The sequence below is a fragment of the Streptomyces sp. YGL11-2 genome (genome assembly GCF_050054615.1).
Classification (GTDB): domain Bacteria; phylum Actinomycetota; class Actinomycetes; order Streptomycetales; family Streptomycetaceae; genus Streptomyces.
This window is the reverse complement of sequence record NZ_JBNHIN010000038.1, coordinates 50,680-68,848: the sequence shown is the minus strand read 5'-3', so window position 1 is coordinate 68,848 and position 18,169 is coordinate 50,680. Positions and strand designations below refer to the sequence as shown.

The following is an 18,169-nucleotide window of genomic DNA, read 5'->3' as shown; positions in this document are numbered from 1 at the left end:
CGCCCCCCGAGCCCCGTCCGCGATCCGCTCCCCGAGTTCCGCGAACCCCCGGCGGGCGATCGCGGACAACAGGGCCCGGTGCGTGGGGAAGTACCGCCGCGGCGCGCCGTGCGAGACGCCCGCGCGCCGGGCGATCTCGCGCAGCCCCAGCGCGGCGGGTCCGTCGGTCGTCACGAGATCGACGCCGACGTCGATCAGCCGCTCCCGGAGGGAGGCGTCGGATGGAGAGTTCGCAGAGATCATAGACAGTGTCTACCAGGAGGACGTAGACGGTGTCTACTCGCTCGGTCGGGCGGTGCGAGCGCTGTCGCGGCGCCGGCCCGGTGCGGTGGTGTACGGATCAGCCGAGGAGCTGCTCGGCCCAGATGATCTTTCCGTCGGTGGTGTACCGGGTGCCCCAGCGGTGGGTGAACTGCGAGATCAGGAAGAGTCCCCGGCCGCCCTCGTCGGTCGTGCGCGGATGCCGCAGATACGGCGAGGTGCTGCTGCCGTCGCACACCTCGCAGATCAGGGTGTGCTCCAGGATCAGCCGCAGCCGGATCGGCCCGGAGCCGTACCGGATCGCGTTGGTGACCAGTTCGCTGACCACCAGCTCGGTGGTGAACTCCAGTTCCGCCAGGCCCCATTCGGCGAGCTGCGCGGCGGCCATCTCGCGGGCCCGGCCCACCACGGCGGGGTCACAGGCCAGTTCCCACGAGGCGAACCGGTCCGGGTCCAGGCCCCGGGTCCGGGCCAGCAGCAGGGTGACGTCGTCGAACGGCCGCTCCGGTACGAGCGTGCCGATGACCGACTCGCACAGCGCGTCCAGCGCCTCGCCCGGCGCGGTCAGCGCCTCCAGCAGCCGCTGCTGCGCCGGACCGCGCGGACCGCCGCGGTCCACGCCGGCCAGCAGCCCGTCCGTGTACAGCGCGAGCACGCTGCCCTCCTTCACGGGCACCTCGACAGCCTCGAACGGCAGCCCGCTGACGCCCAGTTGGGGCCCGATCGGTACCTCGGCGAAGGACGCGGTGCCGTCCGGCGCGACCACGGTGGGGGCCGGGTGCCCCGCGCTGGCCGCCGTGAAGGACCGGTCGACCGGGTCGTAGACCGCGTACAGGCAGCTGGTGCCGACGACCCCGGTGTCGGCGCCGGGCGGATCGCTGCCCTCCTCCGACACCCGGCTCACCAAGTCGTCGAGATGGGCGAGGAGTTCCTCGGGGCGCAGGTCCAGGGCGGCGAGCGTCTGCACCGCGGTGCGCAGCCGCCCCATCGTGGCGATCGCGCCGATGCCGTGCCCGCGCACCTCGCCCACCACCAGCGCCAGCCGTGCTCCGGACAGGGTGATCACGTCGAACCAGTCGCCGCCCACGCCGGCCAGTTCGTCGGCCGGCCGGTAGCAGGTCGCCAGGGACAGTGCGCTCTGCTCCAGGACGCCGTGCGGCAGCAGGCTGCGCTGGAGGGTGAGCGCCGCCTCGCGTTCCCGGGTGTAGCGGCGGGCGTTGTCCACGCAGAGCGCGGCCCGCGCGACGAACTCCTCGGCCAGCCGCAGGTCGTCCTCGCCGAACGGTTCGCCCTGTTCGCTGCGGAAGAAGCTGGTGACGCCCATCGTCGTGCCGCGCGCCCGGATCGGCACCACCATCGCGGTGTGCAGTCCCATCGCCCGCATCCGTGCCCGCCGGCCGCCGGGGATGTCGGCGGCCCACTCCGCGCCGAGCGGGTCCAGCCACTCCACCCGCCAGGACTTGCCGTCGGCCAGCGCCCGGATGGGCGGCGACCAGGAGTGATACGACGCCAGGTCCCCGACCCCGATGACGGCTTCGGGGATGCCCTCCCGTACGGACTGCTGGCCGCCGCGGCGCAGCGCCACCATCTCCGCGTCGCCGGGCGGCCCGGTGAGCGGTTCGCCGCCCTGGATCACCGAGTCCAGCAGGTCCACCGCGACGAAGTCGGCGAGATCCGGCACCGCCACGTCCGCCAGCTCCTGGGCGGTCCGCATCACGTCGAGGGTGCGGCCGATGTCCTTGCCGGCCCGGTCGAGCAGCAGCAGCCGCTGGCGGTTGCGGTACCGCTCGGTGATGTCGATGACGGTGTAACAGATTCCGAAGGGGCGGCCGTTGCCGTCCTCCAGCCGTACGAAGGACATGGCGTGGGCGCGCACCTGCTCGGGTTCCGAGCGGGGGCGGCCGATGTGCTCGTGGCCGAGAACCGGCTCGCCGGTCTCCAGGACCTGCCGCATCTTCGCTTCCAACGCCTCGGAGTCCAGGCCGGGTTGGATCTCCCCGAGCCGCCGCCCGATCCGCTGCTGTGCCGGGCCGCCGCCGAAGCGCTCCAGCGCACTGTTCGACCAGACGAAGCGCAGATCGGTGTCCACCACGGCCATCCCGACCGGGTTCTGCGTCAGCATCCGCTCCATCACCGGGCGGCTCATCGTCCAGCCCTGGAGGGGCAGCGCCTCGACCGCCCCCACCAGCCAGTGCGGCTCGCCGGTGCCGTCCGACACGAGGGCCAGCTGCACCACGACGCCGACCGGGCCGCCGTCCTTGCGGCGGGCGGTCAGCGGTCCGCTCCAGCCGCCGTGGGCACGGCACTCCTCGGTGAGCGCGGTCACCCGCGCCGCGTCCTCGGGCACCAGCAGCGCCGTGACGGACCGTCCCACGACGTCCGCGGCGGGGTGGCCGAGCAGCCGCTCGGCGCCTTCGGGCCAGCTCTCGACCCGGCCGTGCGCGTCGCACAGCACCAGGGCGGCGTCGGCGATGTCGAACGGCGCCCGCCGCCCGTAGTGGCCGTTCTCCTCACACTCCACCATCTGAGCCGTTCCGTCTCTGCCGACCGAATGTGTTATATGCGCGATTTACCCCTTCCGAGAGTACTGGTCACGGGCCTTTCGGCCCGGCGGGCAGCCCGGCGAGTTCACGGGCCCGAGTGAGCAGCTCGACGAGCATCGCGAAGGTCAGCCGGCCGGTGAAGGTGTTGCGCTGGCTGGGGTGGTAGCAGCCGAGAACCCGCAGCTCCGGGCGCCCGCCGGCGGCCGGCAGCGTCAGCTCCGCGCCGTGGCCGAACGCGGGCCGGGGGCGCGGCAGCGGCCAGCCCGCCGCCCCGAGCGCCGGCAGCAGCGCCCGCCAGCCGAACCCGCCGAGCGCCACCACCGCCTTCAGCCCCGGGGCGAGCAGCCCCAGCTCGGCCGCCAGCCAGGGGCGGCAGATGTCCCGCTCGGCCGGGGTGGGCCGGTTCGCCGGCGGGGCGCAGCGCACCGGCGCGGTGACCCGTACGCCGTACAGCTCCAGACCGTCGCCGCGGTGCGTCGCGGTGGGCCGGCTGGCCAGGCCCACCGCGTGCAGCCCGGCGAACAGGAAGTCCCCCGAGGCGTCGCCGGTGAACATCCGGCCGGTGCGGTTGGCGCCGTGCGCGGCGGGTGCCAGCCCCACGACGACCAACGCGGCGTCCGGCGGGCCGAACCCCGGAACCGGCTTCGCCCAGTACTCCCAGTCCCGGAACGCCGCCCGCCGGGCCGCCCCCACCTGCTCCCGCCAGGCCACCAGCCGGGGGCAGGCCCGGCAGCCCACCACGGCGGCATCGAGCGCCGCCAACTCCGTGCAGCGCGGCGCCTGATGGGCCGGAAAGCCGTGCTCGCCGCTGCTCGGCGGCGGCCCGGCCGGAGTGCTCATCAGCGGCTCGCCACGGTCAGTCCCCGCCGGTCGGCGCCAGGAGCAGCAGCGCCACGTCGTCCAGCCGTTCCGCTTGCGCGCCGCGTCGCTTGAGGACGATGTCGGCGACCGCGTCCGGGTCCCCGTACGGCGCGTCCGCGAGGTCGGCGGCCAGTCCGGCGATGCCCTCGTCGAGATCGGCTCCCGGCCGCTCCACCAGGCCGTCGGTGTACAGGGCCAGCACCGCCTGCGGCGGCAGCGCGATCGTCGTGGCGTGGTACCGGGCGTCCGGTGTGACACCCAGCAGCAGCCCGGGAGGCATCCGCAGCACGCCGGTGCGGCCGTCGGGGTGGCGCAGGACCGGTGGCGGATGGCCGGCGCCGGCCAGACACGCCTCGTGGGTGCGCAGGTCGATCAGGACGTACAGGCAGCTGGTGAACAGTTCCGGATCCAGGTCGGTGAGCAGCTGGTTGGTGCGGGCCAGCACCTCGTCGGGCGCCACCCCCGCCGTCGCATGGGCGTGCACGGCCGTCCGGGCCTGGCCCATCAGCGCCGCCGCCGCGGCGTTGTGGCCCTGCACATCGCCGATGACCGCGGCCACCCGGTGCGCGTCGAGCCGGATCAGATCGTAGAAGTCGCCGCCGATGTCCATCCCGCGGGTCGCCGGCAGGTAGCGGGCGGCGACGGACAGCCCGGGGATCTCCGGCAGGCTGCGCGGCAGCAGACCGGCCTGGAGGTCGTGCGCCAGCTGCTGTGTGGTGTCGTAGAGCGACGCCCGGTCCAGCGCCTGGGCGATCAGCCCCGCGAGCGAGGTCAGCACCTGGCGCTCCTCGGGACTGAACGTCCGGGGACGGGTGTACGCCAGGACGCAGCATCCGACCGGGCGGCCGGAGACGATCAGCGGCAGCACCGCCCGCGCCGCCATCCCGGTCAGCCCGGCCAGCCCCGGGAACTGGCGCTCGGTCTCCTCGGCGGAGGTGAAGAAGTCGGGCTCGCCGGTGGCCAGCGCGTGCACGGTGGGGCTGTTCGCGGTGCGCAGGAGGCGGCCCTCGTACGCCTCGACGGCCTCCGGCGGATAGCCGCGCTGGCCGACGGTCCGCAGCCGGCCGGCCTCGGCCACGTACATCAGCATGCCCTGGGCGCCGAACGCCGGCACGATCTGCTCGGCGAACAGCTCGGTGACGTCGTGCACGCTGACCGCCTCGGTGAGCCCGGCGGCGAGGTGCAGCACGTGGTACATCTGCGCGGCCCGCAGCGGTGTGACGTCGTCGGTGGGGTACGGGATCACCGGGGCCCCCGCGCGGACCGTGGCCCGGACCCAGACGCTCACCCCCCGCCCGTCCGGGAACAGCCGGAACGCCAGCCACTGGTGCGGCGGGCGGCAGGCGTGGAACGAGGTCGGCCGGCGGCTGATCACCGCGGCCCGGCAGCGGTCCTCGAAGACCGGGTCGGCCAGCCACGGCAGCACGTCCCACGGCCGGGCGCCGAGCAGCCGGGACTCCGGGGCGTCCAGCAGCTCCGCCGCGCCGGTGGTCAGCGCGGTGATCCGGCCCTCCAGATCGACCGCGAAGCAGCCGCCGGGCAGCCGTTCCGCGAAGTCCACCGCGGCCTGTGCCTCCCGCGGCCCCGCCGTCCGGGCCGGGGGCGGCAGCACCACGGCCGGGCCGTCGGCGCTGTCCTGTGTCGGCAGCAGGGCGGTCAGCCGGCGGCAGGCGGCGTCCAGTGCCGTGCACTCCGCCCCGGATAGCTCCGGAGCGTGGCCGGCCGGCCACAGCAGCACCATCGCGCCCCGGCACACCGGCCCGTCGTTGAGGGGGGCCGCGCCGAGCGCGAAGTCGTAGGGCAGCGCCACCGCCGTGCGGGGGAAGTCCCGGGCCAGCTGCTGCTGCCCGGATGTCCACACCCGGCGCCCGCAGCGCGCCGCGATGGCGACCGGGATGGGCGCGGCGAGCGCGATCCTGGTCCACGGGTCCAGCACCGGCGGCGGGATGCCGCTCATCGCGGCCAGGTGCAGCACCGGCTCGTCGGCCGCGAGCTCGTAGACCATGCCGGAGGAGGCCCCGGTCTCGTGCATCGACCGCAGCAGTGCGCGGCCCAGGGGTGAGTCACCGGTCCCATGGGCCGTCATGTCGCACCTGCCCGCAGCCACCACGGCACAGTGCTGACGTTACGCCGCTCCGCGGGGCGCGGCAGTCCTACGGGCGGGTGGCCAACCCGACGGCGACCGAGCGCGTCGCCGCGTCCGCGGCCCGGTTGACCTCGGCGGCGGTGTCGGCCCGCGGCATGACGTGGCCGACCCGTCCCACGGGGTGCCTTCCGGTGGGGCGGGACGGCCGGGCGGCGCGGTCACCGGCTCGCCCGACGTCGCAGCGCCGGGCCCAGCGCCAACTGGCCCAGCGCCGCCAGCAGGCACAGCGCCGTACAGCTCAGCCAGAGGGTGGTGGTGCCGATGACCAGCAGCCGGGTGCCGGCGACGGGGGCGATCAGGAAGCCGGTGCCCCAGGCCATCCCGATCAGCCCGTTGTACCGGCCGCGCAGCGCGGCGGGCGCGAGGTCGGCGACCACGGCCGCGGTGACCGCGAAGACCAGGATCTCGCCGAGCGTCGACACCGCGACCGCGATGCCGTAGACCACCGCGGCCTGCGCGGTGGCGGCCACCGCGTTGCCGACGGCGGCGACGGCGAAGCCGGTGGCCAGCACCCGGCTCTTGTCGAGGTCGGCGAGCCGGTGGCCGATCAGCGGCTGCGCCGCGATGACGACCAGGCCGTTGACACCCATCACCATGCCGTAGGCGCCGCTGGACATCGCGGTGCTCCGCATCGCCAGCGGCAGGGTGGCGAACGCCTGCTGGAAGACGACGGCGTAGACCACGATGATGCCGGCGAAGGCGAGCATCACCCGGTCCCGTACGACGGTGCCGAAGCCGCCGCCGGTGCGGTCCCGGGCGGCCGGCCGGGTCTCCGGGACGGCCAGCCACACCAGCACCCCGAAGGCCGTGCAGGCCCCCGCGTCCAGCCAGAACAGCAACGGGTAGCCGTGGCCGGCGAGATAGCCGCCGAGCACCATGGCGACCGAGAAGCCGAGGTTGATCGCCCACAGCAGCAGCCCGTACGCCCGGGTCCGGTCCGCGGCGGGCACCGCGTCGGCGACCAGGGCCTGGGCGGCGGGCCGGAACAGGTCGAGGGTGATGCCGAGGACGAAGCAGGCCGCGACCAGCACCGTGAGGCTCCGGGCGTGCCCGAGGACGAGCAGCGTGGCGCCGTTCGCCAGCATCCCGCCGGTCAGCGCCGCCCGGCGGCCGAAGCGGTCGGCGAGGAACCCGCCGAGCGGCTGGGAGATCACCGAGCCGACGCCGCCGACCGCGAGGACGATGCCGGTGGTGGCGATCGGGACGTGCCGGATGCCGGTGAGGTAGAGGCTCAGGAACGGATTGACCATCGCCCCCAGGCGGTTGACCAGAGATCCGCCCCACAGCACCCAGAACGCCCTCGGTAGTCCACCGGCCCGCACCCGGACGAACGCCCGCAGCCGGCTGTCCCGGGCGACCCCGCCGGCCATCGGGCCGGGCTCGTCGAGCCGGCTCACCGGGTGCCTCCGGCGGCCCCCGCCGTGGCCGGCACCGCACCCGCCGCCAGCGCCGCCCGGTCGACCTTGCCGTGCGCGGTCGTGGGCAGCCGGTCCAGCAGCCGGATCTCCTGGGGGACCATGTACGGGGGCAGCGTCCGGGCGCAGAACTCCCGGAGCGCGCCCGTGTCGCCGAGGTCGTGACCGGCGGCCGGGACGACGAAGGCGGCCAGCCGCTGTCCGCCGCCGGGCAGCGGCAGGGGCAGCGCGGTGGCCGCGGTCGCGCCCGGATGCTCCGTCAACCGCCGTTCCACCTCGGCCAGTTCGACGCGGTTGCCGTTGATCTGCACCTGGGAATCGGTCCGTCCGGCGAAGTGGAACTCGCCACCGGGGCCGCGCAGGGCCAGGTCCCCGGTCCGCAGGACGTACTGGCCGGACTGCGGACACAGCGGGTCGGGGACCAGTGCCGCGCGGGTGGCCTCGGGGTCGCCCCAGTAGCCGGAGAACAACGCGGGGCTGCGCAGATGGATCTCGCCGAGCACACCGGGTGCGTCGATGACCGCGCCGGCCTCGTCGACGAGGAGCATCTCGGCACCGGGGTGGGCGATGCCGATGGAGAGCCGCTCGCAGGTCACCGGCAGCGGGCGGGGCACGTCCTCGAAGGAGCAGGCCATGGACTCGGTGGCGCCGTAGCAGTTGATGATCCGGGCCGTCGGCAACAGCTCCTGGAGGCGGCGGAGTTCGGGCAGTGGGAACTCCTCGCCGCAGAACAGGACGCCGCGCAGCCGGTCGAGCGCGGCCAGCCGCCGCGGCTCGTGGCGCAGTGCCTGCCGCCAGATCGACGGGACGCCGTTGACCTGGGTGGCCCCGGTCTCGCGCAGCACCCGCAGCAGATGCCGCGGCCAGCGCACCAGCCGCGGCGGGACCGGCACCACGGACGCGCCGCTGCACAGCGCCAGCCCGATGTTGAGCAGTGAGAAGTCGAACTGGAGCGGTGAGGTGCTGGCGATCCGGTCCTCGGGCCCGGCGATCCGGTGCGCCAGCATGCCCCGGTAGAAGGCGACCACCGCGCGGTGGCTCATCACCACGCCCTTGGGGCGCCCGGTGGTGCCGGAGGTGAAGATGACGTACGCCGGGTCGGTGACACAGGGCGCGGTGCGCCGGGGCGGGCGGCGCACCGGGGCGCGGTCGACGGCCAGCCCGTCCGGACCGAACCGCGCGGTCCCCACGGACGGTGGGAGATCCGCCCGCTGCCCCGTCAACTCCTGGAGATGCAGGGACGGTTGGACGGTGTCGACGATGGATTCCAGGCGCCGGCGCGGCGTTTCCGGGCTCACCGGGACGAAGGTGAGGCCGGCTCGCGAACAGGCGAGCAGCATCGCGATGGCCGGAGCGGTGGTGTCCGCCTCCAGGATGACCCGGGCGCCGGGTTCGATGCCCAGTGCGCGCAGTTCCGCGGTGTATTCGCCCACCAGGGCGGTGAGTTCGGCGTAGGTCGTCACCGCGGTGTGGCCGGCCTGTGGCGAGGTGATGACCGCGGGGTCGCCGGGGGAGTGCCGGGCCGGGTCGAGCAGGAAGTCGTGCAGGAAGTCATGGCGGATGCCCCTGGCGGTGTCGACGGGGGTGGGCTGCTGCTGACTCACGTGGCAAAGCCCCCTTGTGGCCTTCGGGAACGGGGAGTTGGCGCGAAAGCGGATGGAGTGCGATGGGAGTGCGATGGCGTGACGAAGGGCGGGAAGCGCGGAGAAATACTGCCTCGGTGTTCCAGGATTTGGAAAGCTGATTCCGGCAGGCGGCAGTCAGGCTCTCATGCCCGCGACGGCGTCGACATGTGAGGTGGATCACCTCGCCGCTTCAGCAGCTCCTTGCGGTGGTCAATGGATTGTGGCAGCGTCACCCTTGCATGGAATTCAACTTCCGCATAATGGAAATGCGACATGGGGGAATTGTATGTCCGAGGCAGGACCGCTTTCGCTGGGTCAGCTCTCGGTGTGGCACGACATCCGGGGCCTGCCGGCCGCCCGCCGGCACGAGCCGAACAACGCGACGGCCTGGCCGCTGCCGCCCGGAGCGACCGCGGAAGCGGCCCGTACGGCGCTGCGCGCGATCGTCACCCGGCACCCGTCACTGCGGACCCGCTACGACGTCCACGACGCCGACGCCCCGCGCCAGTTGCCGCCCGACGTGCACACCGACGACCACCTGCCGGTCGTCGAGGACGACGGCACCGGCCCCGACGAGCTCGCCGCGTGGCTGGCCGCCGAGCCCTTCGACCTGGGCTGGCAGCACGGCTGGCGGGCTCGTTTACTGGCCCGCCAAGGCATCGCCTCCCACCTGCTGTTCGTCAAGCACCACATCGCCGCGGACGCCTGGGCCCAGGAACTCCTCCACCAGGAATTCCGCCGGGCGCTCACCGACCCGGCAGGACTGGGCACCGCCCCGCCCGGCCCCGCCGACCTCGCCGCCGCACAGCACACCCCCGCCGGGCTCCGGCGCCAGGCGCAGGCCCTCGACCACTGGGCCCAACTCCTGGACCGGGCCCCGTCCGCGGCCCTGCCGCGCGCCGCCGCCGAAGGCCGGGTCGTGCAGGGCACCCTGCGCTCCGCCCCCGCCCGCCCGGCCGCGCACACCGTCGCCGAGCGCGCCCGGGTCTCCGTCGCCAGCGTCGTCCTCGCGGCCTACGCCCGCAGCGTGGCCCGGATGTGCGGCGCGGACACGCTGCTGGTGCAGCTGATGAGCGCCAACCGCTTCGCCGGCCGCTGGCGGAACGTGGTGACCTCCATGAACCAGTGGGTCCCGGCGCTGATCGAGCACGCCCGCGGCGACGACCTGGTCAAGCTGGCCGACGCCGTCCACTGGAGCGGCCTCGGCGCCTTCCGGCACGGTATGCACGACGTCACCGCCGTGGCCGCGCTCCGGGCCCGTATGCCGGCGGCGCCCGAACCGGCCTGTGCCTTCAACTACGTGGCGGTACCGGAGAGTTCGACCCCCGATGCGCCGGTCCTTCCGGCCTCCGCCGGGGCGCCCGCCCTCACCTGGGAGGAGCCCTTCACCACCATCGGCCCGCGATGTTACGCCCGCGCGCTGGAGACCGACCGCGCCCTGTCCATCCGGCTGACCGCCAAGGACCTCGGCCGCGACCGGTGCGCCGCACTGCTGTGGGACACCCACGAGACCCTGCTGAGCGCCGCCCGCGGGAACTGACCCGGCGGCGGCCCGGACCGCCGGAACCCGGCGCGCACCCGCCCGCCCCGTGAATCGCCCACACCGCTTCCGCCAAGGCGAGTTGACCGAGCATGCGGAGTTCGCCCCGCCGCCTCCGCGCCCTCCTCCGCCACCCGCGCACCGGCGCCCGCCCGGTGTCCGGCCTGCCCGCCCGCACACGCCCGTCCCGGCCCCCTGCATCCCCGTGCCCGACCGCGCCCCAGGAGCCCTCCGGTGCCCGAACACGTGATCGTCATCCACCGTTGGACCGACCGCTACGCCGACTACACCGCCTACCTCGACCACGCCGCGCACCGCGTCAGCTACGTCACCACCGAACGCGCCGCCCGCCACCTGCCGGCCGAACAGGCCGCCGGCGTACGGATCGTGGACAGCACGGAGAACGCGAAGGCGGTCCGCGAGGCGATCGACACGCTGGTGGAGCGGGTCGGGCCGGTGACCCGGATCGTCGCGCTCCAGGAGACCGATCTCGACCTGGCGGCCGATCTGCGCGGCGAGTTCGACCTGCCCGGGCAGCGCGCCGCCGACCTGGAGCCGCTGCGCGACAAACTGCTGATGGCCCGGAAGCTGGCCGCCGCGGGCATCGCCGTACCGCCCACCGCCGCCGCCCCCGACCGCACCGCGGTGGCCGCCTTCGCCGACCGGCACGGCTGGCCGGTGCTGCTCAAACCGCGTCGCGGCACCGCCAGCGCCGGGATCACCCGGCTGGACTCCGCGGACCGGCTCGCCGCCTGCGAGATCCCCCGCGACGGCGGCATGCTGGTCCAGTCGTGGCTGCCGGACCAGGTGCTGCACGTGGACGGCGTGTTCACCGGAGACGGCCTCGGCGCCTGGCGGGCCGCCCGCTACCTGACGACCTGCCTGGACTTCACCAACGGCACCGCGCTCGCCTCGGTCGAGATCGACGACCCGCAACTCCTCGCCCGCATCGAGGAGATCACCGCGGCCACGGCCGGCGCGCTGTTCACCGGCCCCTCCGTCTTCCACCTGGAACTCTTCGAGAGCGAGCGCGGCGCGCTCACGGTCCTGGAGATCGGGGCCCGGCCCGGCGGTGCCGAAGTGCCCTTCGTCTGGCGGGAGGTGCACGGCATCGACCTGATGGCGGCGGCCTTCGCCCACCAGGCGGGCACCGACGACCGCTCCGCCGGGTCGGCCCCCGCCCCCGGCGCGGTGGCGGGCTGGCTGCTGGTGCCGCCGACGGTGCCGATGCCCTGCCGGGTGCGCGCCCATCCCCCGTACGAGGAGGGCGGACCGTACGCCCACGTCCTCCCCGAGGTCGGCGCGTTGCTGACCGGCGGCGGCTACGAGCACGCCGGGGCCCGGTTCCGCTTCCGCGGCGGCAGCAGCGCCGAGGTGGCCGCCGCCATCCGCCGCACGATGCGCGGCGCCGTCCTGGACTGCACGCCCGTCGACCCCGAAGCGTCCCCGCAGCTCGTCGTCATCGGCTGCGGCAACCCGCCCTACCGCAGATACGCGCTGCGCACCGTCTCCGAACGCGCCCGCACCGCACTCGTCCAGTCCGCGGACATCGACTGGCAGCGGCGCTACGTCGCCGACCGGTTCCGGGCCGCGGACACCGCCGACCCCGCGGCCACCACCCGGGCCGCCGCCGCGCTGCTGACCGCGCACCCGGGCCCCGGAGCCGTACTGACCTGGGACGAGGCCCTGTTGGAGACCACCGCGGAGGTCGCCCGCCGGCTGCACCTGCCGCACATGAGCCGGGAGGCGGTCCGCCGCTGCCGCGACAAGCTCACCACCCGCCGGCTGCTGGCCGCCGCGGGCGTGCCCTCCGCCCGCTTCCACCACGCGCACAGCGGCGCGCAGGCCCAGGAAGCGGCCCGCGAGCTGGGGCTCCCGGTCGTGGTCAAACCGCGTGCCCTGGCCGGCAGCATCGGCGTCACCCTCGCCGCCGACCCCGGCGCCGTCGCCCGCGCCTACGCGCAGGCGGTGTCCGCCGCCTTCCCCGGACTCGGCGCCCTCGACGGGGTGATCGTGGAGGAATACCTGTCCGGACCGGAGATCAGCGTGGACTGCGCGGTCGCCGACGGAGCGGTACGGATCGTCAACGTGGCGCGCAAACGCCTCGGATTCGCCCCGTACTTCGAGGAGACCGGCCATCTCGTCGCCCCCTGGCGGCACGAGCCGTGGGCCGACGCGACGCAGACCGTGGTCGCCGAGGCGCACGCCGTCCTCGGCATCCGCACCGGCCTCACCCACACCGAACTGCGGCTGACCGCCACCGGCCCGCGCATCGTCGAGGTCAACGGCCGGCTCGGCGGCGACTTCATCCCGCTCCTCGGCACCCTCGCCACCGGCGTCGACCCGGTCGCCGCCGCCGCGGACCTCGCCCTCGGCCGCACCCCCGACCTCACCCCCACCCGCGACCGCTGCGCCGAGGTCCGCTTCCTCTACCCCGAACACGACAGCACCGTGCGGTCCCTCGACGTGCGCGCCGCCGCCGACGAGCCCGGCATCGCCGAGGCCGTGCCGCTCGCCGCCCCCGGCACCGTGCTCCGGCTGCCCCCGCACGGCATCGTCCCGCGCCTGGCCGCCCTCCTGGCCGTCGGCGCGACCCCCGAGGACTGCACGGCGGCCCTCGACCGCGCCCGGCACGCCGTGCGGTACTCCCTCACCCCCCTCCGGTGACCCGGGCCCCTCCCTCAACCACCCGCCTGCGAAGAGAGATACGCGTCATGTGGATCCTTGGCGTCAACGCACCGCCCACCGGCTGGCATGACAGCGCCGCCTGCCTCGTCGACGAACACGGCGAGATCATCGCCTTCTCCGAGGAGGAGCGCTGCAACCGCCACCGCCACTCCCTCTACCGCAAGCCCCTCGGCGCCGCCCGCTACGTCCTCCGCCAGGCCGGCATCTCCCCGGCCGACGTCGACGTGGTCGCCCTCGGCTGGGACAGCGAACAGCTCTACCCGCGCCGCTTCGCCACCGACGCCGACTTCCTCGCCTACGCCGTCGGCCTGGACTTCGGCGACCGCACCCCCGAGGTCGTCCGCGTCCCCCACCACCAGGCGCACGCCGCCTCCGCCTTCTACGCCTCGCCGTTCACCAAGGCCGGCGTCCTGGTCGTCGACGGCCACGGCGAGAACGAGTCCTCGACGATCTGGACCTACGAGGACGGCGCCGCACCCCGCCGCGAACGGAGCTGGCAGCGCACCGCCTCCCTCGGCTACGCCTACGACGCCGCCTCCACCTGGCTCGGCTTCTCCTTCCTCAACGCCGGCAAGACCATGGGCCTGGCCGCCTACGGGCGCGCCGCCGGCATCGAGGTGGAACCCCTCGTCGACCTCACCGCCGACGACTTCCGGCCGGCCGTCGAACCGCTCATCGAGAACCGGGGGAGCGCCACCGCCGACGAGATCAAGGAGCAGTACGACACCGTCGTCGGCCGCTGGCGGGACCGCTACTCCCGGATCGCCGGGGCCGACGGACCGAGCGCGCCGGAGGGCAGCCTCACCGACGACCCGAACGCCGTCCTCGTCGCCTACACCGCCCAGCGCGTCATCGAGGAGACCGTCCGCCACCTCGCCTCGCTCACCCGCAAGGCGGCCGGCGTCGACGAGCTCTGCCTCAGCGGCGGCGTCGCCCTCAACTGCAGCACCAACGGCACCCTGCCCGGGCCGCTCTACGTCCCGCCGGTGCCGCACGACGCCGGGGTCGCGCTCGGCGCCGCCTGGACCGTCCGCCCGCCCCGGCGGCACACCACCCCGCTCAGCCCCTACCTGGGCACCGACATCCACGGCCCCGACTCCGCCCGACGGCAGGCCGCGCTCGACACCTCGGACCTGGTCCGCACCGACCTGGACACCGACGACCTCACCGCCCTCCTCCTGGACGGCCGGGTCGGCGCGGTCGCCCAGGGCCGTGCCGAGGTCGGCCCGCGCGCGCTGTGCCGCCGCTCCATCATCGCCGTACCGGACACCGCCGACGTCACCGTACGGGTCAACACCCTCAAGAACCGCGAGCAGTGGCGCCCCTTCGCCGGTGTCACCCGGCCCGACTACGGCGCCGAACTCTGGGAGCAGCAGGAGCACTTGAGCCGCTACATGCTCGGCGCCGCCAGGGCCACCGCGCTAGGCCGGCAGGTCGCGCCCGGCGTCGTGCACATCGACGGCACCACCCGCCCGCAGGTCCTGCACGGCGACGAGGCCCCGGCCGTCGGCGCCGCCCTGGACGCCCTCCGCGCGCAGGGCGCACCACCGGTGCTGCTCAACACGTCCTTCAACGACAAGGGCGAACCCATCGTCAACACCGCCGCCGACGCGCTCACCGCCTTCCGCGCCATGGACCTGGACTTCCTCGTCCTCGGCGACGACCTCTACCGCAAGAGCGAGGGGACCGGGGGTGCCCGCCGATGACGGCCGAGCCGCCGGCTTCGGCCGCACCGCCCCGCTTCCGCGCCTACGGCCCCCGCCACATCGACACCATCGCCGCCCGCCACGGCCTGCCCGAGGAGATCCGGGAGACCGTCCGCCGGGTGTCGCTGGTGCTGCCCTTCCGCGTCAACGAGTACGTCCTGGACGAGCTGATCGACTGGGACGACGTGCCCGGCGACCCGATGTTCCAACTGACCTTCCCGCAGCGCGGCATGCTGTCCCGGGACGACGAGGACCGGCTCGCCAAACTCTCCGCCGACCCCGCCGACACACCGCTGCTGCGCGAGGCCGTCCAGGAGATCCGCGGCCGGCTCAACCCGCACCCCTCCGGCCAGCAGCAGCTCAACGTCCCAAGCCGGGACGGCGCCGAACTCCCCGGCCTCCAGCACAAATACCGCGAGACCGTCCTCTACTTCCCCGGCCAGGGCCAGACCTGCCACGCCTACTGCACCTACTGCTTCCGCTGGGCCCAGTTCATCGGCGACGCCGACCTGCGCTTCGCCGTCCCCGACCCGGGCGGACTGATCGACTACCTCGGCGCGCACCCCGAGGTCCACGACGTCCTGGTCACCGGCGGCGACCCGATGGTGATGTCCACCGAGCGGCTGCGCGGCCACCTGGAGCCGCTGCTCCGCCTCGACCCGGTCCGTACGATCCGGATCGGCACCAAGTCCGTGGCGTACTGGCCGCAGCGCTACGTCACCGACCCGGACGCCGACGACGTGCTGCGGCTCTTCGAGCGGATCGCGGCCTCCGGGCGGCAGCTGGCGGTGATGGCCCACTTCAGCCACCCCCGCGAACTCGCCACCGACCTCGCCCGGCGCGCCCTGGCCCGGATCCGCGCCACCGGTGCGGTGGTCTACTGCCAGGCGCCGCTGATCGCCCACGTCAACGACGACGCCCGGGTGTGGAGCGAGCTGTGGCGGGCCGAACTCGCCGCCGGCGCGGTGCCGTACTACCTGTTCGTGGAACGGGACACCGGACCGTACGACTACTTCAAGGTGCCGCTGGCCAGGGCCGTGGAGATCTTCGCCGACGCCTACCGCACGCTGCCCGGACTCGCCCGCACGGTCCGCGGCCCGGTCATGTCCGCGACCCCCGGCAAGGTGGCGGTGGACGGGGTCGAGCACACCCCCGAAGGCGCCTTCTTCCAGCTGCGGATGCTCCAGGCGCGGCAGCCGGCACTGGTGGGCCGGCCGTTCCGGGCCCGCTACTCGGCCACCGCCGCCTGGCTCGACGAACTGGACCTGGACCCCGCCACGCCCGCCGACCTCGCGGCAGCCGTACGCGGCGACGCCGCGCCCACCGAAGGGAACCCGCGATGACCGCCGGCACCGCCGCGCCGCCCGCGCCCTCACCGAACCTCGCCCTCAACCAGCTCGTCGACCAGCGCCGCGCCCGCGGCGACTCCCTGGTCCATCTCGCCTTCGGCGAGGCCCGGTTGCCGGTCCTGCCGCAGCTCGCCGACCGGCTCGCCGCCGGCGCGACCCGCGCCGCGTACGGGCCGGTGGCCGGCGGCGAGGGCGTACGCACCGCGGTCGCCGGCTACTTCACCCGCCGCCGGCTGCCCACCACCGCCGACCGGATCGTGGTCGCCCCCGGCAGCAAACCGCTGCTGATGGCCCTGCAACTCGTCATCCCCGGCGATGTGCTGCTGCCCCGACCCGCCTGGAACACCTACGCACCCCAGGCGGCCTACGCCGGCAAGCGGGCCTTCGGCGTCCCGATCCCCGCCGACTGCGGCGGCGTCCCCGAGCCGGGTGCGCTGCGCGCCGCCCTGCACCGGGCCCGGGCCACCGGCGGCGACCCCCGCCTGCTGATCCTCACCCTCCCCGACAACCCCACCGGCACCCTCGCCCCGCCCGCGCTGATCCGCGAACTGGGCGCACTGGCACGGGAGGAGGAGCTGCTGATCGTCGCCGACGAGATCTACCGCGACATCGTCCACGACCCGGACGCCACCCCCTTCCTCAGTCCCGCCGAGGCCGCCCCCGAACGCACCGTCGTCACCAGCGGGCTGTCCAAGTCCCTCGGACTCGGCGGCTGGCGGATCGGCGTGGCGCGGTTCCCCGAGAGCGACACCGGGGAACTGCTGCGGGACGCGGTGGTCGCCGCCGCCAGTGAGCTGTGGTCCACTCTGGCCGGCCCGATGCAGCAGGTCGCCGAGTACGCCTACGCCGAGCCGCCGGAGATCGTGGCGCGGGTGCGGGCCGCCGCCCGGCTGCACGGAGCGGTGGCCCGGGCCGTCCACCGGATCGCCGTCGACGCCGGGGCCCGCTGCCGCCCGCCCACCGGCGGCTTCTACGTCTACCCGGACTTCGCACCGCTCCGCGACCGGCTGGCCGCCCGCGGCATCACCGACTCGGCGTCCCTCGCGGCGGCCCTGCTCGACGACTCCGGCATCGTCGTCCTCGCCGGCCACCTCCTGGGCGACGACCCCCAGGCGCTCCGATTCAAGGCCGCCACCAGCCTGCTCTACGGCGACGAGCGGCAGCAGGCGGAGGCGCTGTGCGCCGACGATCCCACCCGACTGCCCCATATCGCAGGCGAGTTGGCCCGTATCGCCGACGGGTTCGGCCGGCTCGCCGCCCCGCACCGCCGACCGGAGGAAGCACCGTGAAGGAAATACCCCCCACCCCGGAATCCTTCCGGGAGATCGCCGCTGCCGCGGACCGGCTGCTCACCGGCATCGAGGGCCTCACCGACGCCGACATCCCGGTGCCGTCCCGGCTGCCCGGCTGGACCCGCGGCCATGTCCTCAGTCACCTCGCCCGGCAGGCCCCGGCCCTGGAACGGCTGCTGGACTGGGCCCGTACCGGAGTCGTCACGCCGCAGTACCCGGACCGGGCGACCCGCGACGCCGAGATCGAGGCGGGCGCACACCGCCCCGCGGCGGCCCTGGCCGCGGACGTCCGGGACACCGCGGCCCACTTCCAGCGCACCGCCGAAGCGCTGCCGGCGCCCGCCTGGCAGGCGACCATCCGGCCCTTCACCGGCGAACTCTGCACCCCACAGCGGGTGTTGGCGATCCGGGTCCGGGAACTCGAACTGCACCATGTCGACCTCGTCATCGGTTACGAGGTCGCCGACATCCCCGTATCCGCCCGGGAGATCATCCTCGCCGACGTCCTGGGCTACTACGCCGAGGCCGACGGGGTACCGGACTTCACCCTGCGCGACCACGGGGGAGCGGTGCTGGCCCGGTTCGGGACCAGCGGCCCAGCCGTCACCGGCACCCCCGCCGACGCCCTCGGCTGGCTGGCCGGCCGGACCGGCGGCACCGGGCTCCGCTCGACCACCGGGCAACTGCCCGTACTCCCGCCCTGGCTGTGACCCCCGCCCCCCCGCGAACGCCGCCACCCCCGA

At 74.7% G+C, this 18,169-nt stretch carries 12 protein-coding genes; 6 read left to right on the top strand and 6 right to left on the bottom strand.

Translation table 11 applies throughout. The features are described 5' to 3' along the window. From ACO1BR_RS31940 to ACO1BR_RS31915, 6 genes are all read right to left on the bottom strand, one after another. On the bottom strand, nt 1–243 hold a 243-nt coding region (locus ACO1BR_RS31940), incomplete at its 3' end, for a TetR/AcrR family transcriptional regulator (protein WP_426798583.1). Nucleotides 244–340: 97 nt separating this feature from the next. Further along, entirely contained in the window at nt 341–2,785 is a 2,445-nt protein-coding gene (locus ACO1BR_RS31935; protein WP_426798582.1) for a SpoIIE family protein phosphatase, read from the bottom strand. Nucleotides 2,786–2,852: 67 nt separating this feature from the next. Continuing rightward, nucleotides 2,853–3,644, bottom strand: coding sequence for a uracil-DNA glycosylase (locus ACO1BR_RS31930; RefSeq protein ID WP_426798581.1), 792 nt, complete (start codon nt 3,642–3,644; stop codon nt 2,853–2,855). A gap of 16 nt (nt 3,645–3,660) precedes the next feature. Continuing rightward, the gene (locus tag ACO1BR_RS31925) at nt 3,661–5,751 is read right to left on the bottom strand and encodes a SpoIIE family protein phosphatase (RefSeq protein WP_426798580.1); all 2,091 of its coding nucleotides are present in this window, start codon (nt 5,749–5,751) and stop codon (nt 3,661–3,663) included. Between the two features lie 218 nt (nt 5,752–5,969). Then, entirely contained in the window at nt 5,970–7,208 is a 1,239-nt protein-coding gene (locus ACO1BR_RS31920) for an MFS transporter (protein ID WP_426798579.1), read from the bottom strand. Then, entirely contained in the window at nt 7,205–8,830 is a 1,626-nt protein-coding gene (locus ACO1BR_RS31915) for an AMP-binding protein (RefSeq protein WP_426798578.1), read from the bottom strand. Before ACO1BR_RS31915 ends, ACO1BR_RS31920 begins: the two co-directional genes overlap by 4 nt. A gap of 307 nt (nt 8,831–9,137) precedes the next feature. On the opposite strand from ACO1BR_RS31915, the gene ACO1BR_RS31910 reads away from it, so the two are divergent. The 6 genes from ACO1BR_RS31910 to ACO1BR_RS31885 all read left to right on the top strand — a co-directional run bounded on the left by ACO1BR_RS31910 (nt 9,138) and on the right by ACO1BR_RS31885 (nt 18,136). Then, nucleotides 9,138–10,391, top strand: a complete 1,254-nt coding sequence (locus tag ACO1BR_RS31910) for a condensation domain-containing protein (RefSeq protein ID WP_426798577.1) — start codon at nt 9,138–9,140, stop codon at nt 10,389–10,391. Nucleotides 10,392–10,625: 234 nt separating this feature from the next. Then, entirely contained in the window at nt 10,626–13,058 is a 2,433-nt protein-coding gene (locus tag ACO1BR_RS31905) for an ATP-grasp domain-containing protein (RefSeq protein ID WP_426798576.1), read from the top strand. 47 nt (nt 13,059–13,105) lie between these two features. Beyond that, nucleotides 13,106–14,785, top strand: coding sequence for a carbamoyltransferase C-terminal domain-containing protein (locus ACO1BR_RS31900; protein ID WP_426798575.1), 1,680 nt, complete (start codon nt 13,106–13,108; stop codon nt 14,783–14,785). Beyond that, nucleotides 14,782–16,128 (top strand): KamA family radical SAM protein, encoded by a 1,347-nt coding sequence (locus tag ACO1BR_RS31895; RefSeq protein ID WP_426798574.1) that lies wholly within the window; start codon nt 14,782–14,784, stop codon nt 16,126–16,128. The genes ACO1BR_RS31900 and ACO1BR_RS31895 overlap by 4 nt, the downstream gene beginning before the upstream one ends. Beyond that, nucleotides 16,125–17,423: a pyridoxal phosphate-dependent aminotransferase gene (locus ACO1BR_RS31890; protein WP_426798573.1), complete on the top strand. Its 1,299-nt coding sequence runs from the start codon at nt 16,125–16,127 to the stop codon at nt 17,421–17,423. The genes ACO1BR_RS31895 and ACO1BR_RS31890 overlap by 4 nt, the downstream gene beginning before the upstream one ends. Continuing rightward, nucleotides 17,420–18,136 (top strand): maleylpyruvate isomerase family mycothiol-dependent enzyme, encoded by a 717-nt coding sequence (locus ACO1BR_RS31885; protein ID WP_426798572.1) that lies wholly within the window; start codon nt 17,420–17,422, stop codon nt 18,134–18,136. The genes ACO1BR_RS31890 and ACO1BR_RS31885 overlap by 4 nt, the downstream gene beginning before the upstream one ends. Nucleotides 18,137–18,169 lie beyond the last annotated feature (33 nt).

Bases quoted from the DNA above. Each gene is read 5' to 3' on its own strand.
- ACO1BR_RS31935 (WP_426798582.1), bottom strand. From the start codon at position 2,785: ATGGTGGAGTGTGAGGAGAACGGCCACTACGGGCGGCGGGCGCCGTTC.
- ACO1BR_RS31930 (WP_426798581.1), bottom strand. From the start codon at position 3,644: ATGAGCACTCCGGCCGGGCCGCCGCCGAGCAGCGGCGAGCACGGCTTT.
- ACO1BR_RS31925 (WP_426798580.1), bottom strand. From the start codon at position 5,751: ATGACGGCCCATGGGACCGGTGACTCACCCCTGGGCCGCGCACTGCTG.
- ACO1BR_RS31910 (WP_426798577.1), top strand. From the start codon at position 9,138: ATGTCCGAGGCAGGACCGCTTTCGCTGGGTCAGCTCTCGGTGTGGCAC.
- ACO1BR_RS31900 (WP_426798575.1), top strand. From the start codon at position 13,106: ATGTGGATCCTTGGCGTCAACGCACCGCCCACCGGCTGGCATGACAGC.
- ACO1BR_RS31895 (WP_426798574.1), top strand. From the start codon at position 14,782: ATGACGGCCGAGCCGCCGGCTTCGGCCGCACCGCCCCGCTTCCGCGCC.
- ACO1BR_RS31890 (WP_426798573.1), top strand. From the start codon at position 16,125: ATGACCGCCGGCACCGCCGCGCCGCCCGCGCCCTCACCGAACCTCGCC.